An 18131-nucleotide genomic window follows, 5' to 3' on the forward strand; every position below is an offset into this window, starting at 1 on the left:
GATGGATAGTGGATCATCACGTCGTGCCGGCACCGTCACACGGATGCCCGGCCCGGAGTGCGAGAGCGCGGGAAGGGCGGCAGCGGTGCACGGTCTCACCTACTCGGAGGTCGGCGGCACTCGCTCCGACCCGCTCCCCCGCGGTTACCGCCACCTGCGCCACCGCACCCCGGTCGGCCGGGGCCGGGCGGCGTTCGAGGCGGCCGGTGCGGCGGTGACGACCTGGCGCATGCACCGGGAGGCGGGAACCCTCCTCGGTGCGTCCGCCGCCCGGGCCGAAGAGGGGGTGACGGTCCGAGTGACCCTGCGCGTGGGTCCGCTGCGCTTCGTCGGCCCCTGCGAAGTGGTGTGGGCCGAGTACACCGACGAGCGCATCGGCTTCGCGTACGGATCACTCGACGGCCATCCCGAGCGGGGCGAGGAGTCCTTCGTCGTCGAACTCGCGGACGACGGCACCGTCTGGTTCGCCGTCACCGCGTTCTCCCGGCCGGGCCTCTGGTACACCCGTCTGGCGGGACCCGTCGTCCCGGTGTTCCAGCGGATGTACGCGCAGCGGCTGGGCCGTACGGTGCGCCGTATCGTCGCCGGCTGATCCGAGCGGTCCGCGGCGGCGCCGCGTCGTTCACGCGGGGGCGGGACTCCGAGGCCGATACTGACGCCGGTGGACTGGTTCACCGCGGAACGCTACGGACTGAGCAGGCTGGTCTTCCAGCGGGCTCTCGCCGCCGTCTATCTCACCGCCTTCCTCACGGCGGCTCTCCAGTTCCGTGCGCTGATCGGCGAGCGGGGCATGCTGCCGGTGCCCGAACTGCTGCGGCGCACGCGCTGGACCGCCGCGCCCGGGCTCTTCCGCCTCCACTACTCCGACCGCTTCTTCGCCGCCGTCGCGTGGTCGGGGTGCGCGGTCTCCGTCGCGCTGCTGGCCGGCGCGGACGGAATGCTGCCGCTGTGGGGCGCCCTGCTGCTCTGGGCGCTGCCCTGGGTGCTCTACCTCTCCATCGTGCAGGTCGGCCAGGTCTGGTACGGCTTCGGCTGGGAGTCCCTGCTGCTGGAGACCGGGTTCCTGGCGGTCTTCCTCGGCAACCGGGAGACCGCGCCGCCGGCCCTGGTGCTCTGGCTCATGCGCTGGTTGCTCTTCCGGGTGGAGTTCGGGGCGGGACTCATCAAGATGCGCGGGGACTCCTGTTGGCGCCGGCTGACCTGTCTCGACTTCCACCATGAGACGCAGCCGATGCCCGGCCCGCTCAGCTGGTTCTTCCACCATCTGCCCACCACCGTGCACCGGGTGGAGGTGGCCGCCAACCACGTCACCCAACTCCTGGCGCCTTTCCTCCTCTTCGCCCCCGCGCCCGTGTCGAGCGGGGCGGCGGCCGTCATGGTCCTCACCCAGCTGTGGCTGATCCTGTCCGGCAACTTCGCCTGGCTGAACTGGCTGACGGTCGCCCTCGCGCTGTCGGCCGTCGACTGGTCACCGCTCGCGGGTCCCTCCCGCCCCCTCCCCGACGCCCCGCTCTGGTACCGGATCACCGTCGTCGCCGTCACCGTCCTTCTTCTGGTGCTCAGTTACCGGCCGGCCCGTAACCTGCTCTCCCGCCGCCAGGTGATGAACCGGTCCTACGACCCCCTCCATCTCGTCAACACCTACGGCGCCTTCGGCAGCATCAGCAGGGTGCGGCTGGAGGTCGTCGTGGAGGGGACGGAGGACGTGGTGATCCACCCGGGCACCCGCTGGCGGGAGTACGGGTTCCGGGGGAAGCCGGGTGATCCGGGGCGGCTGCCCCGCCAGTTCGCCCCGTACCACCTGCGGCTCGACTGGATGATGTGGTTCGCCGCGCTCTCCCCCGCGTATGCCCGTGCCTGGTTCGGCCCGTTCACGGAGCGGCTGCTGCGCGGTGACCGGGACACCCTGCGCCTGCTGGGCCACAACCCCTTCCCCGACGTTCCGCCCGCCCAGGTGCGCGCGTCGGTCTACCGGTACCGGTTCACCGACACCGCCGAACTCCGGAGCACCGGCCAGTGGTGGCACCGCACCTACGTGAGGGAGTTCATGCGCCCGGTGGTCCGCCCGCTGCCGCTCCGGCCGCGGGACGACTCCGCGTAGGAGTCCGCGCGTCCGGCGCGCCCCGGACGTGCGCGTGCCCCGGGCCCACCGCTCGGGTGGGGCCGGGGCACGCGCACGGGGGCGGCCGGTGTCAGTCGATGCCGGGCAGGATGTGCGGCTCTGCGAGGTCGTCCTCGTAGCCGGCCAGCCGGATCGGGGCCGATCTGGCCCAGACCTCGATGTTGCGGAGCTTCTCGGGCCTGCGGGCCCGCTCTCCGGTTCGGTCGGCCGGTCGTTTCTCGTGGGTCGTCACTTCAGGTGTCACCGCGCACTCCTTCGCGTCGCGTAACCCCCAGCGCCGTCGGGGCACCGTGGCTTCTCCACCGTGGACCGCCGCGGACGGGGGCAGGGCATGGACATTCGGTCGCGGTGGCGCCGGTACGGGGCGGGACGACGGTCTGGTTGCAGACCTGTCCCAGGACGATCGAGGAAGCTTCGTGGATCCCTCGGTGGCGTCCGTTCGCCCCAGCGTAACCAAATGAGCGCCATCGCGCTCGACAGAACGTGTGCCCTGGGTCACTTTCGGCCAGAAAGTCCCGGACTCCCTCGGGGCGCCGGGGGCGGGAGCGACAGCGGGAAGGCCGCACTCCCGACGTCGGGAGTGCGGCCTTCACCGGGTTCCGGCGATCGGACCGGCGTCACCAGCCCGCGGGGGCGTAGTCCTTCAGGAAACAGCCGTAGAGCTCTTCGCCCGCTTCACCGCGCACGATCGGGTCGTAGACGCGGGCTGCTCCGTCCACCAGGTCGAGGGGGGCGTGGAAGCCCTCTTCGGCCAGGCGCATCTTGTCGGGGTGCGGGCGCTCGTCCGTGATCCAGCCGGTGTCGACGGCGGTCATCAGGATGCGGTCCTTCTCGAACATCTCCTGGGCACTGGTACGCGTCAACATGTTGAGCGCGGCCTTGGCCATGTTGGTGTGCGGGTGCCCCGCCCCCTTGTAGCCACGGCTGAAAACGCCCTCCATGGCGGAGACGTTGACCACGTACGCCCGGCCCTCGGCGGCGGCCATCGCCGGGCGCAGGCGGCTGATCAGGATGAACGGCGCGGTGGAGTTGCAGAGCTGCACCTCCAGGAGCTCGATGGGCTCCACCTCGTCCACCGTCTGGATCCAGCTGTTGGTGTGGTGCAGGTCCGGGACCAGACCGCCTGCGTCGATGGCCGTGCCGGCCGCGATGCGCTCCAGCGAGGCGGAGCCGGTGACCAGTGCCAGGCCCGTGACGTCGGCGGCGGTCAGGCCCTCCTTGCGCGCGGCGGGCAGCGCGGCCACCCGGTCGACGCTGCCGCTGCCGAACGTGCCGATCACCTCGGCCGGGGGCAGCACCCCCGCCGGCAGCGGGGCCGACTCGGCGGCGACGAGTTCGCTGTACGCCTGGGGAGAACGCCGGACCGTCTGCGCCGCGTTGTTGATCAGGATGTCCAGCGGGCCCTCGGCGGCGACCGAGTCGGCCAGCGCGACGACCTGGGCCGGGTCGCGGAGGTCTATGCCGACGATCTTCAGGCGGTGGATCCACTCGTCGCTGTCCGGCATCGCCTTGAAGCGGCGGATCGCGTCGTTCGGGAAGCGCGTCGTGATCGTGGTGTGCGCACCGTCGCGCAGCAGCCGCAGCGCGATGTACATGCCGATCTTCGCCCGGCCGCCGGTGAGCAGTGCCCGGCGGCCCGTGAGGTCCGTACGGGCGTCGCGCCGGGCCCGGTTCTCCCGGGCGCAGTCCTGGCAGAGCTGGTGGTAGAAGGCGTCCACCTCGACGTACCGCGTCTTGCAGATGTAGCAGGACCGGGGGCGCTGGAGGATGCCGGCGATCTCCGCGGAGGCGGAGGAGGAGGGCAGCACCCCCTGGGTCTCGTCGTCGATGCGGTCGGCGGAGCCGGTGGCGGTCGCTTCGGTGACCGCCTTGTCGTTGGCCGTCTTGGCGGCGCGGCGCTCCTGGCGGCGGCGCTGCTTCACGGTCCGGTAGATCCCGGCGGTGGCCCGCCGCACCCGGATGGCGTCGGGGTGGTCGACGTCGATGGAGTCGAGTTCGTCCAGCACGCTCAGGCAGACGGCCAGCCGCTCCGGAGCGATACCGGGACCGAAGTCCTCGATTCCGGGAGCGAGTCCCTGGCTTTCCTCTGTCACCGTCATGCTGCTTCCTCTGCCGTCCTCAACCCGCGGGCCACCGGTTCCTCGCGGGCCCAGACACCTGGTCAAGTCTGCCATGCGCGCGCTCCTCCTCCATCCGGGTGTACGGTCCCCGGACCCGGCGAGAGACGAGCCGCCCGGAGGCCGGTGATCCGGCCCACTACACGGCGGCGAAGGGATCTCCTCAAAACTTTCTGGAATCGACAGGCATGACTCCGCGATACCCGGGCAGACGCGGACCGACAGCTAGGGCAACAGGGAGGGCGACACCATGACGGCGATGTCATTGCGAACCACCGGAGCCGACGCCGCGACGGCGTCGTGGAACGACCGGGCGGGGACGCGGGCACCTGCCGGTGTCGGTACGGGGGCCGAGCAGGGCGAGCTGCCCTGGATCGAGGACGCCGGGAAGGTGGCCCCGCAGGACGCACGGGCCCTGTCGAAGATCTTCTTCGACCGCCTCCAGACACTGGAGGAAGGGACACGCGAGCACCAGTACGCACGCAACACCCTCATCGAGATGAATCTCTCACTGGTGCGGTTCGCGGCTTCGCGTTTCCGCAACCGGGGCGGGGACGACACCGAGGACATCATCCAGGTCGGCACGATCGGCCTGATCAAGGCGATCGACCGGTTCGACCTCTCGCGCGAGGTGGAGTTCGCCACCTTCGCGGTGCCCTACATCGTCGGTGAGATCAAGCGGTTCTTCCGTGACACCACCTGGTCGGTGCACGTGCCGCGCCGTCTCCAGGAACTCCGGGTCGAACTCGCCAAGGCGAAGGAGCAGCTCTCCTCGCAGCTGGACCGCGACCCCACCGTGAAGGAACTCTCGGCCCACCTCGAACTCTCCGAGGAGGAGATCATCGAGGGTCTCGTCGCCGCCAACGGCTACTCGGCCGGTTCGCTCGACACCCCGTCCTCCGACAGCGACGATGGTCAGGACCAGCGGGCGTACGCCGAGATGCTGGGCGAGCGTGACCCCGCCATGGAGACGGTCGAGAACCTGCACACGCTCGCGCCGCTGCTGGAGCAGCTCGACGACCGTGAGCGCCGGATCGTGCAGATGCGGTTCGGACAGGAGATGACCCAGGCCCAGATCGGCGCCGAGCTGGGCGTCTCCCAGATGCACGTGTCCCGTCTGCTGAGCCGCATCGTGGCGCGGCTGCGCGCCGGGATGTCCGTCGAGGCGTAGTCGAAGAATCACCCGGTCACGACAGTGCGGCCGGCTTCCCCGTGACCCACGCCCGGCGCTCCGGCGCCGGGCGTGGGTCATTTATGCTTTCAGGCGTGGCGTGGGGGAACCCACGCCTTCGTGACGAGGGGGTGAAGAGTGACCGAGCTGCCCACGAGGGGCTTGCCGGTCCGTGAGGCGGCAACCGCCATGGTTCCCGCTCAGCAGGCGTCGGCCGCCGCGGCCGCCGACGGTTCCGTGTGGGGCATGGACGCGGTGATCCTCCTGGTGGAGGACGACGCCGGGGACGCCCTCCTGGTCGAGGAGATGCTGTCCGACAGCGACCTCGACCCCTCCCTCACCTGGTGCAAGACTCTGGCGGAGGCACGACAGTTCCTGCGGACCTGCCGCACCCCCGTCTGCGTGTTGCTCGACCTGCACCTCCCTGACGTGCACGGGCTCGACGCGGTGACGCAGATCGTGGCGGCCTCCCGGGACGCGGCCATCGTCGTCCTGACGGGGCTGAGCGAAGCGGGCACCGGACTGTCAGCGGTGGCCAACGGTGCCCAGGACTACCTGGCCAAGGGCCGGCTCGATCCGGAGGCGCTGGGCCGGGCCATCCGGTACGCCCTCCAGCGCAAGCAGGTGGAGCGGGCCGCTGCGGCCTTGCGCGCCAACCAGCAGATGGCCCAGGAGAACGCCCGCCTCGAACGCGGGTTGCTGCCCGTGCCGCTGCTGCGGGACGACCGTTTCGAGGCGGTGGCCCGCTACGAACCGGGGCGGGTGCACGCGCTGCTCAGCGGTGACTTCTACGACGTGGTGCAGACCGCCGACGGTACGGTGCACGCGGTCATCGGCGACGTGTCGGGACACGGCGCCGCCGAAGCCGCGCTGGGGGTCTGCCTGCGCGTGGCCTGGCGCACCGCGGTCCTCTGCGGCACCAGTCCGCTGGAGCAGACCAATCTGCTGGAAGAGATCCTGGTCGCGGAGCGGTCCGATCCGCACCTCTTCGCGACGGTGACCACGCTCACCTTCCCGCCCGACGGCAGCCGGGTGGGCATCGTGCGGGCCGGTCACCCCGGTCTGCTGCTGCGCCGGGGCAGCGACATCTCGTGGGTGGAGCCCGAGACCGGCATGGCGCTCGGGCTCCTGCCCGGCATGCGGCACTGGTCGGAGAGCGAGCTGGAGCTGGGCCCGGACACTGGTCTGGTGCTCTTCACGGACGGCCTCTTCGAGGGCCGCACGGGTCCCGACAGCCGTCTCGGCGAAGAAGGGCTCCTCGCCATGGCGCAGGACTGTTCGGCGCTGACGCCCCGTCCGTTCATCGACGCGCTCGTCGCGGGGGCGACGGCCGGGGCCGCTCCCTGGGGCGGACTCGCGGACGACGTGGCCGTACTGCATCTGAGCTGGAGAAAGGTGGGAAGCGATGGCTGAGCCGAAGGGGAAGCCCGCACGTCCGGGAGGCGCCTCACGGTTGTCGGTCCAGAGCTGGGTCCACCTGATCCTCGGCGGCTTCGTCGTCGTGGTCGTCACGTGTCTGGCGATCGGCGCGGTCGTCCTCAACGACATGTCGTCCCGGACCACGGAACTGGTCGACCGGGTCCAGCCGGCCCGCTCCGCCTCCTTCCAGCTGCAGAACGCGCTGCTCAACCAGGAGACGGGTGTCCGGGGGTACGTGCTCACCGGGGACGAGTCCTTCCTCGAACCGTACAAACAGGGCCAGCGCGACGAGAAGGAACGATTGGCCCGCGTGCGGGAGCTGGTCGGTTCCGACCAGCCGTACGCCGCCGACCTGGACCGGATCGCGACGGCGGCCGAGGAGTGGCGCACCGGGGAGGCCGAGCCGCTGATCGCCACGGTGCGGGCCAGCGGTCCCACCGGCGAGGCGTCGGCGCCGTTGCTCCGGAGCAAGGCCGAGTTCGACGCGCTCCGCGACCTCTACGGCGCCCAGCAGAGCCATCTGGACAAGGCCCGTGACCACGCCCGCGACCAGCTGGACGACGCACGGGCGACCCGCGACCGGGTGCTGCTCGCGTTGATCGTGGGCTTCCTCGCCTCCGTGGTGGCGCTGAGCCTGCTCTTCCACCGGGTGGTCGGCACGCCGCTGAACAGGCTGCGCGCCGCCTCCGACGAGGTCAGGTCGGGGACGTACGAGGGGAAGATCGACGTGCGGGGGCCCTCCGACGTGCGGTCGGTGGCCACGGCGGTCGAATCCATGCGGGTCCGGCTGGTGGACGAGCTCGCCGAGTCCAAGAGCCGGGAGACGCTGCTCGCCGAGCAGACGGAGGAGCTGCGGCGTTCCAACGCGGAGCTGGAGCAGTTCGCCTACGTCGCCTCGCACGACCTACAGGAGCCGCTGCGCAAGGTGGCGTCCTTCTGCCAGCTGCTGGAGAAGCGGTACGGGAACGAGCTGGACGCCCGCGGCAAGCAGTACATCGACTTCGCGGTGGACGGCGCGAAGCGGATGCAGGTCCTCATCAATGACCTCCTCACCTTTTCCCGGGTCGGCCGGGTGCACGAGAGCTGGCAGCCGGTGGACATGGAGCGCGGGCTCGACCGCGCGCTCGCCAATCTGGCGCTGGCGATCGAGGACGCGGACGCGGAGGTCGTCCGGGAGGACACGCTGCCGGAGATCCTCGGCGACTCCACGACGCTGGCGATGGTGTGGCAGAACCTGATCGGCAACGCGGTGAAGTTCCGCCGCGAGGACGTCCGGTGCCGGATCACCGTGGGGTGCGTCCGCGAGGACGAGACCTGGCACTTCACGGTCGCGGACAACGGGATCGGCATCGCGCCCGAGTTCGCGGACAAGGTGTTCGTCATCTTCCAGCGGCTGCACGCCAGGGACGCCTACGACGGCACCGGCATCGGCCTCTCGCTCTGCCGCAAGATCATCGAGTTCCATGGTGGCCGGATCTGGCTCGATCCGGAGCCGGCCGAGGGTACGCTGATCCACTTCACCCTGCCCGTCAGTCCTGATGCCCCCACGCACACCACCGCGGAGCTCCTCGCTCCCGCCTTGCTCGCCGTTTCGCCGGGAGATGCCACGTGACCAGTTCCGTAGAGCCCATCGAGGTCCTGCTGGTGGAGGACGACCCCGGCGACGAGCTCATGACGCGCGAGGCGTTCGAGGACAACAAGATCCGCAACACGCTCCACGTCGTGCGCGACGGGCAGGAGGCGCTGGACTTCCTCTACCGGCGCGGCCCGCACGCCGGTGCGCCCCGCCCCGACCTGATCCTCCTCGACCTGAACCTGCCGAAGTACGACGGCCGGCAGGTTCTGGAGGAGATCAAGAGCGACGCGGAGCTGGCCACCATCCCGGTGGTGGTGCTCACCACGTCCTCCGCCGAGGAGGACATCCTGCGCAGTTACAAACTGCACGCCAACGCCTATGTCACCAAGCCGGTCGACCTGGACCAGTTCATCGCGGCGGTCCGGCAGATCGACGAGTTCTTCGTGACCGTGGTCCGCCTCCCCGGGCGCACCTGAGCCCGGTCCGTATTTCCCGATTTCCCCGAATCACCAGGAGTGGGATGCCCCGGCCCGGGTAGACGCCTCCCGTGACGACGACTCTCACCTCCCTCGCTGGGCCCTGGCTGGAGCACATGAACGAACAGGCCGCCTCGATGCCGGGCGCCCCCGGACCGGGCGTCCCCAGCACCGACGTTCTCCACGCCGCGGAGGTGTTCGACGGTGAGCCCGGGTGCATCGCACAGGCGAGAGCGCTGGCGGACCGGTTCCTGAGCCGTCTCGCGGCAGAGTGGTGCGCCCCCCTGGGCGCCCACACCCGCAGCGACCTCATGCTGACGGTGAGCGAGCTGGTCACCAACGCGGACCGGTACAGCCACGGCCCGTACCTGCTGGAGCTGGAGGGCACGGCCGAGCGCGTCAGTGTCACGGTGTACGACAGCAGCACGGCGTTGCCGGTGCTGTACTCCCCCGATCCCTCCCGGCTCGGGGGCCACGGCATGGAGATCGTGGTGGCGCTCTGCGACCGGATCACGGTGGAGCCGGTCCCGGTGGGCAAGCGCATCCGGGCCGAGTTCCGGCTCGACTCCTGAGACAGGAGCGGGCGATCACGGCCCGGACGCGCGGGGCGATGCCTCAGCGCACCTGCTGTCCCTTGCCCAGGGCGATGACGCCGTTGCCGGAGACCGTGTAGCACTCCCGGTCCCGCTCGGGGTTGACGCCGATCGCCGCCCCGGGGGGCACGTCGACGTTCTTGTCGAGGATCGCTCCCCGCACGATGGCCCCGCGACCCACCCTGACGTTGTCGTGGAGTACCGCTCCCTGGACGACGGCCCCCTCGGCGACGACGACGCCGGGTGAGAGGACCGACCGGGAGACCTGGCCGCGGATCACACAGCCGGGTCCGATGACCGACTCGCTCGCAATCCCGCCGGCCACGATCCTCGCTGGCGGCAGCGGGCCGGTGTGCGTGTAGATCGGCCAGCGGCGGTTGTCCAGGCTGAAGGCCGGACGGTCGGAGAGCAGGTCCATGTGGGCGTCGTAGTAGGCGTCCAGCGTTCCCACGTCGCGCCAGTAGCCGTGCTGCACGGAGGTCTCGCCGGGCACGTGGTTGTCGTCGAAGTCGTAGACCTGGGCCTGACCCCGCGCGGTGAGCATCGGCAGGATCGAGCCGCCCATGTCGTGCACCGAGTGCGGGTCCTCGGCGTCCCGGTGCAACGCGTCCACCAGGACCTTCGTGGTGAAGAGGTAGTTGCCCATGGAGGCGAAGACGCGGTCGGGTTCACCCGGCAGGCCCGGTGGGTCGGTGGGCTTCTCCAGGAACCGGTCGACCTGGGTGCCGTCGCTGCCCGGGGTGATGATGCCGAACGAGGACGCGTCGGCGCGCGGCACCTTGATGCCCGCGACGGTGACGCCCGCCCCGTTGTCGATGTGCTTGGCGAGCATCTGGCGCGGGTCCATCCGGTAGACGTGGTCGGCGCCGAACACGGCCACGTAGTCGGGCTGTTCGTCGTGCACGAGGTTGAGCGACTGGAGGATGGCGTCGGCGCTCCCCAGGTACCAACGGGGGCCGAGTCGTTGCTGTGCGGGCACCGGGGTGACGTAGTTGCCCAGCAGGCTGGACATCCGCCAGGTCGTGGAGACGTGCCGGTCCAGCGAGTGCGACTTGTACTGGGTCAGCACGCAGATACGCAGCACGTCCGCGTTGACCAGGCTGGAGAGCACGAAGTCGACCAGCCGGTACGTGCCGCCGAACGTCACCGCCGGTTTGGCCCGGTCGGCGGTGAGCGGCATCAGCCGCTTGCCCTCCCCTCCCGCGAGTACGATTCCGAGCACCGAAGGTCCACCGCGCATCGCCGCCCCTTTGTCCCGTCACATCTGTCCGGTCGCTCCCGGCCGGTCGCCTTCTGTCCGGCCGGATCTCTTTCGGTCCTACCCGCCGGCCGTTCTCTCCGGCGGTCACCCACTCGTCGTCCGCAGCTCCCGGTACAGCTCCGCCGTGCGGCCGGCCACCCGGTCCCATCCGAACTCCTCGACGGCACGCCGCCGTCCGGCCGCACCCTGCTTCCGGGCGGTCGCCGGATCGCCGACGACCTGGTTCAGCGCCTCGGCGAGCCGGAGTTCGAACCGCTCCGGTTCCCTCTCGTCGTAGGGGACGAGTACCCCCGTATGCCCGTCGTCCACCACTTCGGGGATACCGCCTACCGCGGAGGCGACCACGGGGGTGCCGCACGCCATCGCTTCCAAATTGACGATGCCGAGCGGCTCGTACACCGACGGGCAGACGAACACGGCCGCGTGGGTCAGGAGTTGGACGACGTCGGGCCGGTCGAGCATCTGCGGGATCCAGTGCACGCCCTTGCGGCCGGCGCTCAACTCCTCGTGGGCGAGACGGAACTCCTCGGCGAGTTCGGGGGTGTCGGGCGCTCCGGCGCAGAGCACCAGCTGGGTGCCGGGATCCAGCAGCCGTGCGGCGCGCAGCAGGTGCGGGACGCCCTTCTGGCGGGTGATGCGTCCGACGAACAGGACGTAGGGCCGGTCAGGATCGATGCCGAACCGGCGCAGGACGTCCGTGCCGGGGTCGGGGGCGTAGAGGCGGGTGTCGATGCCGTTGTGGATGACCCGCACCCGGGCCGCGTCGAGTTCCGGGTAGCAGGCCAGGATGTCGGCGCGCATGCCGTGCGACACCGCGACGACCGCGTCCGCGGAAGCGAGGGCGGTGCGCTCGGCCCATCCCGAGAGGGCGTATCCGCCGCCCAGTTGTTCGGCCTTCCACGGGCGCAGGGGTTCCAGGGAGTGGCAGGTGACCACGTGCGGGATGCCGTGCTGGAGCTTGGCGAGATGGCCGGCGAGATTGGTGTACCAGGTGTGCGAGTGGACCAGGTCCCGGTCGCCGAGGGCGGCGGCCATCGACAGGTCGACCGAGAACGCCCGCAACGCGTCGTTGGCGTCCGCCGGGAGCGCGGGCCGGTGCCAGTGCACGTCCTCCTCCCGGCCGTCGGGCTCGCCCCAGGCGTGCACGGCGAGATCGACCAGTGGCCGAAGTTCGCGCGCCAGGAACTCCACATGGACACCGGCGCCGCCGTACACGCCGGGGGGATATTCGCGGGTGAGCAGTCCGACCCTCATGCCTTGATGGTCACTCACCCGGGGCGTACGCGGAAGACCCCCTCACGGGTCGGCGGTGGTGTCGGTCACCGTCGGCGTACGTCGGGTGGCTTTCCGGAGTCCCTCCGGCGGCCCGTCCGAAGGAGGACTACCGTCGAAGGAAGGACGTCGCGGCCCCGCCCGTACTACGGAGGCAGTACGCCGGATCGCTCCCTCGGGACGACGACTCGGCGGCCTGCGGAGGACATTGTGGTCCCATGAGTTCCCTCGTGCTTTCGGTACTGCTGTCCCTGGTCTCCGCGGTCGCCTACGCGGCCGGGGCGATCGTGCAGGAGCGGGTGGCCTCCGGCGGGGACGGGCGCTCGTACGCGCCCCTGCGCAACGCCGCCTGGTGGGCGGCGGTGGGGCTCAACGCGGTCGGGGCGCTGCTGCACGTGGTCGCGCTCGCCTACGGCCCGCTCAGCCTCGTCCAGCCGCTCGGGGCGCTGACGATCGTCTTCGTGCTGCCGATGGCCGCGCTCTTCGTCGGGCGCAGGACCGGGCGCACGGCGTGGCGCGGCGCCGTCATGGCGACGGTGGGGCTGGCCGGTCTGCTGGCGCTCACCGGGAGCGCCGAGTCGCACGCCCTGGGCCGTGCGGACCAGCTGCTTCTGGCGGCCGCGACCTCCGGTGCGGTGGCCGCGCTGTTCCTGGCGGGCCAGGGTCTGGGTGCCCAGCGGCCCATGATGCGCGGTGTGGTGCTGGCGACCGGCGCGGGGGTGTCGTTCGGGATGGCCTCGGTGTTCACCAAGACGGTGGCGGTCGAGTGGACGTCCGGCGCGCTGCGGGAAGGTCTGCCGTCGCTGTTGGTGATAGCGGTGTTCGCCGCCGCGGGTCTGCTGCTCTCCCAGGCGGCGTATCACGGTGCGGGGCTGACCGCGCCCCTCGCCACCGTGACGGTGGTGAACCCGGTGGTCGCCGCGGTGGTCGGTCTCACCCTCTTCGGGGAGCACTTCCGCTTCGGACTGCTGGGCACACTGCTGGCGGTGGGGAGCGGTGCGCTGGCCGCGGCCGGGCTGGTGCTGCTGACGACGCAGCGGCTGGCGTCCGAGCGTCAGGACGGCAGGCCCACCGACGGGACGGCGGCCGCCGCCCCGCGACCCCGGTCCGACGGGCCGCGGAAGGGGACGCGGGGCCCGTCGGTACTGCCGGATCCCGCGGACGGGTCCGGGCCGCCGTCCGGCCCGGGTACGGCGGAGCGGACGTGGGACGAGCGCCCGCACCCCTCCGTGGGGGGCCGGACGGCTCCGGGAGCAGCTCTCAGACCGTGACTCCGCCGGCCCTCAGATAGGCGAGCGGGTCCACGTCGGAGCCGTAGCCGGGGCCGGTCCGGATCTCGAAGTGGAGGTGCGGGCCGGTGCTGTTGCCGGTCGAGCCGGAGCGGGCGATCCGCTGGCCGGCGGTGACCGGCTGGCCCGCGCGCACGTTCAGGGCGGAGAGGTGGGCGTACTGGCTGTACCTGCCGTCGGTGTGGCGGACGACGACCTCGTAGCCGTACGCACCGGCCCAGCCGGCGGAGACGACGGTGCCCTTGGCCACCGCCTTCACCGATGTACCGGTGGCGACCGGGAAGTCGACGCCGGTGTGGTAGCCGCTCGACCACGACCCGGACTGGTGGTACGGGGTCCCGGTGGAGGCCTGTACGGGGGCGACCATGGAGGAGGCCTTCACGGGGGGCCTGGGCGCGGTCGCCGTCTTCGGCGTGTCCTTCTCCGCGGCGGGTTTGGCGGCCGGCTTGGCGGGCGCGGGCTTGGCGGGCGCGTGCCTGGCGGGCGCGGGCTTCGCGGGCGCGGGCTTCGCGGGCGCGTGTTTGGCGGGCGCGGGCTCCGTGTCCGGCTGGGCGGATGGTTCCGGTACTGCGGTCTTCGGGGCCGTGGCCTTGGGGGCGGTCGTCATCGGCGATGCGGCCGCAGTGCCGGACGGCTTCGTGACCCCGCCCGCTCGGGCGGGGGTGAGGTCGAGGCGCTGGCCGGGGTAGATGAGGTCCGGGTCGCCGCCGATGACCGCACGGTTGGCGGTGTAGAGCCGCTGCCAGCCGCCTTGGAGCCGTTCGGCGGCGGCGATGCCGGAGAGCGAGTCGCCGCTCGACACGGTGTACGCCTCACGCTTGCCCGGCACCGTGGTGGGAGTGGCGGCCGGAGACTTCTTCGGCGTCTGCTGGGCGGTGGCCGGTAACGCGGCCGGGCGGGCTCCCTGCGTCTGCACCGTCGTGCCGGAGTCCGTGTCGTCGTCCCGGGTCAGCCCGGCACGGTCGGAGCAGACCGGCCAGGCGCCGGGTCCCTGCCCGTCGAGGACCTTCTCCGCGATCGCGATCTGCTGGTCCTTCGTCGCGAGGTCGGCGCGCGGGGCGAAGGCGGTGCCGCCGTAGGCGGCCCAGGTCGATCCGCTGAACTGCAGCCCGCCGTAGTAGCCGTTGCCGCTGTTGATGTGCCAGTTGTGCGTCGACTCGCAGGCGGCGACCTTCTCCCACGTGTCCGCCGACGCGGCGTGGGCCATGCCCGCCGTGATCAGCGGCAGGGCTATCCCCGCGCCTCCCGCCGTCACCGTGAGCGACGCCCGGTTGATCCGGCTCGGCTGGTATCTGCGATGCCGTCCGTTCGTGGCCATGATGAGGCTCCCCCGCTGACAGTGGACACAGGTCAGCCGTCAACTTAGGCGCGGGCGAAGGCCGCTGACAAGTGCGCGGCCCGTCGGGCGTCGCCGCCGAACACCGGGCCGCTCGGTCCGGAGCACCCCCGCGAGGCTCTCACCAGGACCGCGATGCGGAGGCGGCACGTCGACCGGCACCCCCCAAGCTGATGCGGCGGAGCGCCGGTCAGCCGGAGAGGGCGGCCTCCCACCGCTCCCGGGTGGGGCCGTCGTGGCGGGGCGAGAAGTCGGGACGGCCTTCCAGCCAGGCGGTGACGTGCTCCTCCACCTCATCGGTGCCGTAGGCCTCGCGCGGCTGGAGCTGGAGGTGGCGCACCTGGGCCCGGGCCCTCATGATCACGGGATCGTCGAAGGCGGCGACGGCCCGGGCGGCGGCGCGCCGGTCGGCGAGTGGTGAACTCTGCTGCAGACGAGTCCCGTTGGCGCGGTCGGCCACCACCTGCGCGTCGAACCAGGGGCGGAGGGCCCGGGCCGTCCAGTCGTGGTAACCGGTGGGGTCCGCGGCGATCCGGTCGGCATGGGCGGCCAGGTGCTGGGCGGCGCGCAGGCCGAGAGCCGTGCCCTGGCCCAGGGTGGGGTTGGTGTGGACGAGGCTGTCCCCGGCGCCGACCAGGCCGAGGACGACAGGTCCGTCGGCGTCGGCGAGTGCGGTCCACCGGTTGTCCAGACCGGCCATGGCCAGGACGCCCGACTGAGGTTCGGGATCCAGATCGAGCCAGGCGGACAGGGCGGGGAAGAGCCGGCCGGCGGCCTCGAACACCGCCGGGTCGGTGAGTGCGCCCCGGGCCGGATCGGCCGTGGAGAGCACGAGGTTCACCGCGAAGGTGTCGTTGTCGGAGGGGAAGACCCCGGCGAGCGCGAACGGCGCCGCCGAGCCGGTCTTCACCCGCCCGGGGTCCCGCGGACCGCCGGGCCGCAGGCGGTACCAGCGGCACAGGTACGCGATCCCGGTACGGTGACTTTCCGCCACGGGCGGGCGGCAACCGGCTGCCCGCAACCAGCCGGGAACCGGCGAGCGTCGGCCCGACGCGTCGACGACGAGGTCAGCCCGGTGCGGCTCCGTGTCCACCCGTACCCCGGTGACCCGGGGAGGGTTGCCCGCTTCGACGGTGAGTGCGTGCACCCGGCATCCCGACCGGATCTCGACGGTGGCCTCCCGCCGCGCGGCCGCGATCAGCGCGGCCTCCAGCACGATGCGACGGGTGCGCAGGGTCACCAGGTCCTCGTCACCGGCCCGGAGCGGTGGACGCGCCTCGAACCAGTCGAACTCGTGGTACTCCCGGGCTCCGCGGGCCAGCACGTCCGCGTGGACGTCGGGGGCCTCGGCGCGCAGCACCGTGCGGACGGGCGCGAGAAGCGCGTGGGGCTGGTCGGCCTGCGGGACCCGGGGCCGCTTCCAGCGGAAGAAGTCCTGGTCCAGGTCGTCTCCGGCCAGCCGGGGGTCCTGCTCGAACACGGTGACCGTGTGCCCGCGGCGCCCGAGCATGAGGGCCGTCCCCAGCCCGCTGACGCCCCCTCCGATCACCGCGACCCGTGCCATGGAACGCCCCCTCGTCTCCTGTTCCACTCCCCCGCGCCGTCGACGTCCACCACGTGGCCGCCGACGGCGACGGGGCTGCGCTCCTCCTCGTCGCGGACGTCTCCCCCATTCTGCTCGCGTCGTCCTTCGATGTGTGTGGGGAGTCGGTCGGCACCTTCTCCGGACCCCGGCCGGCCACTGCCCTCAGTCCTTCATCGGGCCGGCATGCCGCCATGAGGACGGTTGAGGACCATGTCCGGCGACCCGGCGGGCTCGAGGTCCTCCGCTCGGACCGGGCCGGATCAGGATGCGGACCCGGCTCCATGCCCCGTACGCGTGTCCCGGCCACACTCCGGATGAGAGCCCCGTGGCGGGTGCACGTTCCACGCGAGCCCGACGGGCAGCCCGTGCCGCCGTCCGAGGTGCTCACCGAACCGGGTGCGGGCGCACGCCGCATGACTCCGGATCTCCCCCGCCGCACACGCCCCCGGCCCGGACCGCCCGGTGACCCGGTACCGTTCACACGCCCTCGGCGACCACCGCCCTGGCGCGCACCACGTCCGCCGGGGTGCGGGCGGGGCCGGCCACCGCGTCGGGGACGGATGACGGGGCGGGGCGGCTGCCGCCGCGGGCGAGGAAGTCGGAGAGCGGCAGGGTGGCCGCGCCGACGGTGACGGCGTCCGGGCCCAGGCGGCCCATCTCGATGGTGACGCGGGCTGCCGCGTGGCGGAGGGCGTACGCGTCGGCGTAGCGGCGGATCGCGGGGAGCAGGTGGGGGCCGATCAGGAGTCCCGCCCATCCGCCGAGCAGGATGCGCTCGGGCAGGAAGAGGTTGACGAGGTCGGCGAGGGCGGCGCCGAGGCATTCGGCGGTCTCGTCGAGGAGGGCGACCGCGACCGGATCGGGCTCCGCACCGCCGGGGGGCGGGTAGGCGGCGGCGAGGAGGGCTGCGAGGGCCGCCTCGTCGTCGGTGTCCTCGGGGAGGGGCCCGCCGGCCTCGTACCAGCGCTCGCGCAGCGCCTCGCCACCGGCGTACGCCTCCAGGCAGCCGATGGAGCCGCACCGGCACCGGCGTCCCCTGAGCTGGACGGTGGTGTGGCCCCATTCGAGCGGGACACTGACACGGCTCTCGTCCAGGACCCCGCCCCGGTTCACACAGGCCCCGACACCGGAACCGATGAGGGCGATGGCCGCCGCGTCCGCGCCGCGTCCGCCGCCGAACCACATCTCGGCCTGTCCGAGCGTCTTGGCTCCGTTGTCGATGAAGAAGGGCACCTCGGGCGGGATGTCGACGGCCTCGCGGAGCAGCCGCTCGAAGGGGACCGCGCTCCAGCCGATCGTCTGCCCGTGCACGACGGCGCCGGGTCCGTCCGGTCCACCGCCCCCGAGGGGGTGTTCCCGTTCGATGATGCCGGGCACCCCGATGCCGATGCCGAGCAGACGGCGCGCGTCGGCGCCGGCGTCGGCGAGGACGTCCGCAACGGCCGCCCGCACATGGGCCACGATGCGCTCGACGTCGTAACCGTGCTGGGCCAACGGCCTTTCGGTGCGGGCGAGTTCGGTCAGGGCGAGGTCGAACAGCTCGACGCGCACCCGGGTTTCGCCGATGTCGATCCCGATCAGCAGACCGCCCCCGGGAGCGACGCGGAGCAGCGTGCGGGGACGGCCGCCGTCGGAGTCGACGACGCCCGCCTCCTCGAGGACTCCCTCCGCGACCAGTTCGGCGACGACGTTGCTGATGGAACCCGAACTCAGCCCCGTGGCCGGTGCGAGCTCCTGGCGGCTCAGCGGCCCGTCGAAATACAACCGTTGCAAAACCCTCGCCCGGTTGCCCCGCCGCAGGTCACGCACGGTCCGTCTGTTGCGCTCGGCCATGTTGCTCCCTTCCTTCCCGCAACATACCCCGGCCCAACCTCTTGACGCGACCTTCCTTCAGCTCTTAGATCACGACATAAA

At 71.8% G+C, this 18131-nt stretch carries 15 protein-coding genes; 8 read left to right on the plus strand and 7 right to left on the minus strand.

Translation table 11 applies throughout. The features are described from left to right. The first annotated feature begins 85 nt into the window (after positions 1–85). Positions 86–592, plus strand: coding sequence for a DUF1990 domain-containing protein (locus PZB77_RS02090; RefSeq protein WP_275495883.1), 507 nt, complete (start codon positions 86–88; stop codon positions 590–592). Positions 593–661: 69 nt separating this feature from the next. Further along, positions 662–2101, plus strand: coding sequence for a lipase maturation factor family protein (locus tag PZB77_RS02095; protein WP_275490788.1), 1440 nt, complete (start codon positions 662–664; stop codon positions 2099–2101). A 91-nt stretch (positions 2102–2192) separates the two neighbouring features. Here the strand turns inward: PZB77_RS02095 and PZB77_RS02100 are convergent, their stop codons facing one another. Both PZB77_RS02100 and PZB77_RS02105 read right to left on the minus strand, forming a co-directional pair. Beyond that, positions 2193–2366 carry a hypothetical protein gene (locus PZB77_RS02100; protein ID WP_275490789.1) on the minus strand — a complete coding sequence of 58 codons (174 nt, stop codon included), beginning with the start codon at positions 2364–2366 and terminating at the stop codon, positions 2193–2195. 373 nt (positions 2367–2739) lie between these two features. Next, complete coding sequence (locus PZB77_RS02105; RefSeq protein ID WP_275490790.1) at positions 2740–4221, minus strand: SDR family NAD(P)-dependent oxidoreductase; 1482 nt, start codon at positions 4219–4221, stop codon at positions 2740–2742. Positions 4222–4489: 268 nt separating this feature from the next. Here PZB77_RS02105 and PZB77_RS02110 point away from each other — a divergent pair, with 268 nt between their 5' ends. The 5 genes from PZB77_RS02110 to PZB77_RS02130 all read left to right on the plus strand — a co-directional run bounded on the left by PZB77_RS02110 (position 4490) and on the right by PZB77_RS02130 (position 9453). Further along, positions 4490–5410, plus strand: a complete 921-nt coding sequence (locus PZB77_RS02110; RefSeq protein ID WP_275490791.1) for a SigB/SigF/SigG family RNA polymerase sigma factor — start codon at positions 4490–4492, stop codon at positions 5408–5410. 189 nt (positions 5411–5599) lie between these two features. After that, positions 5600–6823 carry a SpoIIE family protein phosphatase gene (locus PZB77_RS02115; RefSeq protein ID WP_275490792.1) on the plus strand — a complete coding sequence of 408 codons (1224 nt, stop codon included), beginning with the start codon at positions 5600–5602 and terminating at the stop codon, positions 6821–6823. Continuing rightward, on the plus strand, positions 6816–8441 hold the full coding sequence (locus PZB77_RS02120; protein WP_275490793.1) for a sensor histidine kinase: 1626 nt from the start codon (positions 6816–6818) through the stop codon (positions 8439–8441). Before PZB77_RS02115 ends, PZB77_RS02120 begins: the two co-directional genes overlap by 8 nt. Further along, positions 8438–8881, plus strand: coding sequence for a response regulator (locus PZB77_RS02125; protein ID WP_275490794.1), 444 nt, complete (start codon positions 8438–8440; stop codon positions 8879–8881). Before PZB77_RS02120 ends, PZB77_RS02125 begins: the two co-directional genes overlap by 4 nt. A gap of 116 nt (positions 8882–8997) precedes the next feature. Then, a complete protein-coding gene (locus PZB77_RS02130) occupies positions 8998–9453 on the plus strand; it encodes an ATP-binding protein (RefSeq protein WP_275495884.1) in 456 nt (151 codons plus the stop codon). A 43-nt stretch (positions 9454–9496) separates the two neighbouring features. Here the strand turns inward: PZB77_RS02130 and glgC are convergent, their stop codons facing one another. Next, positions 9497–10714 (minus strand): glucose-1-phosphate adenylyltransferase, encoded by a 1218-nt coding sequence (glgC, locus tag PZB77_RS02135; RefSeq protein ID WP_275490795.1) that lies wholly within the window; start codon positions 10712–10714, stop codon positions 9497–9499. A gap of 105 nt (positions 10715–10819) precedes the next feature. Next, positions 10820–11989 (minus strand): glycogen synthase, encoded by a 1170-nt coding sequence (gene glgA / locus PZB77_RS02140; RefSeq protein ID WP_275490796.1) that lies wholly within the window; start codon positions 11987–11989, stop codon positions 10820–10822. Positions 11990–12225: 236 nt separating this feature from the next. Here glgA and PZB77_RS02145 point away from each other — a divergent pair, with 236 nt between their 5' ends. Continuing rightward, on the plus strand, positions 12226–13278 hold the full coding sequence (locus tag PZB77_RS02145) for a DMT family transporter (RefSeq protein ID WP_275490797.1): 1053 nt from the start codon (positions 12226–12228) through the stop codon (positions 13276–13278). Here PZB77_RS02145 and PZB77_RS02150 read toward each other — a convergent pair. From PZB77_RS02150 to PZB77_RS02160, 3 genes are all read right to left on the minus strand, one after another. Then, positions 13268–14614, minus strand: a complete 1347-nt coding sequence (locus PZB77_RS02150; RefSeq protein ID WP_275490798.1) for a transglycosylase family protein — start codon at positions 14612–14614, stop codon at positions 13268–13270. The two genes, PZB77_RS02145 and PZB77_RS02150, sit on opposite strands and share 11 nt — an antisense overlap. A 208-nt stretch (positions 14615–14822) precedes the next feature. Continuing rightward, on the minus strand, positions 14823–16196 hold the full coding sequence (locus tag PZB77_RS02155) for an FAD-dependent oxidoreductase (RefSeq protein WP_275490799.1): 1374 nt from the start codon (positions 16194–16196) through the stop codon (positions 14823–14825). Positions 16197–16694: 498 nt separating this feature from the next. Beyond that, the gene (locus PZB77_RS02160) at positions 16695–18050 is read right to left on the minus strand and encodes an ROK family transcriptional regulator (protein WP_275490800.1); all 1356 of its coding nucleotides are present in this window, start codon (positions 18048–18050) and stop codon (positions 16695–16697) included. Positions 18051–18131: the final 81 nt, after the last annotated feature.

Source organism: Streptomyces sp. AM 2-1-1 (assembly GCF_029167645.1).
Classification (GTDB): domain Bacteria; phylum Actinomycetota; class Actinomycetes; order Streptomycetales; family Streptomycetaceae; genus Streptomyces.

Coding starts and splice junctions, on each gene's coding strand:
- PZB77_RS02105 (WP_275490790.1), bottom strand. CDS start 4,221: ATGACGGTGACAGAGGAAAGCCAGGGACTCGCTCCCGGAATCGAGGAC.
- PZB77_RS02110 (WP_275490791.1), top strand. CDS start 4,490: ATGACGGCGATGTCATTGCGAACCACCGGAGCCGACGCCGCGACGGCG.
- PZB77_RS02115 (WP_275490792.1), top strand. CDS start 5,600: ATGGTTCCCGCTCAGCAGGCGTCGGCCGCCGCGGCCGCCGACGGTTCC.
- PZB77_RS02120 (WP_275490793.1), top strand. CDS start 6,816: ATGGCTGAGCCGAAGGGGAAGCCCGCACGTCCGGGAGGCGCCTCACGG.
- PZB77_RS02130 (WP_275495884.1), top strand. CDS start 8,998: ATGAACGAACAGGCCGCCTCGATGCCGGGCGCCCCCGGACCGGGCGTC.
- glgC (WP_275490795.1), bottom strand. CDS start 10,714: ATGCGCGGTGGACCTTCGGTGCTCGGAATCGTACTCGCGGGAGGGGAG.
- glgA (WP_275490796.1), bottom strand. CDS start 11,989: ATGAGGGTCGGACTGCTCACCCGCGAATATCCCCCCGGCGTGTACGGC.
- PZB77_RS02145 (WP_275490797.1), top strand. CDS start 12,226: ATGAGTTCCCTCGTGCTTTCGGTACTGCTGTCCCTGGTCTCCGCGGTC.
- PZB77_RS02150 (WP_275490798.1), bottom strand. CDS start 14,614: ATGGCCACGAACGGACGGCATCGCAGATACCAGCCGAGCCGGATCAAC.
- PZB77_RS02155 (WP_275490799.1), bottom strand. CDS start 16,196: ATGGCACGGGTCGCGGTGATCGGAGGGGGCGTCAGCGGGCTGGGGACG.
- PZB77_RS02160 (WP_275490800.1), bottom strand. CDS start 18,050: ATGGCCGAGCGCAACAGACGGACCGTGCGTGACCTGCGGCGGGGCAAC.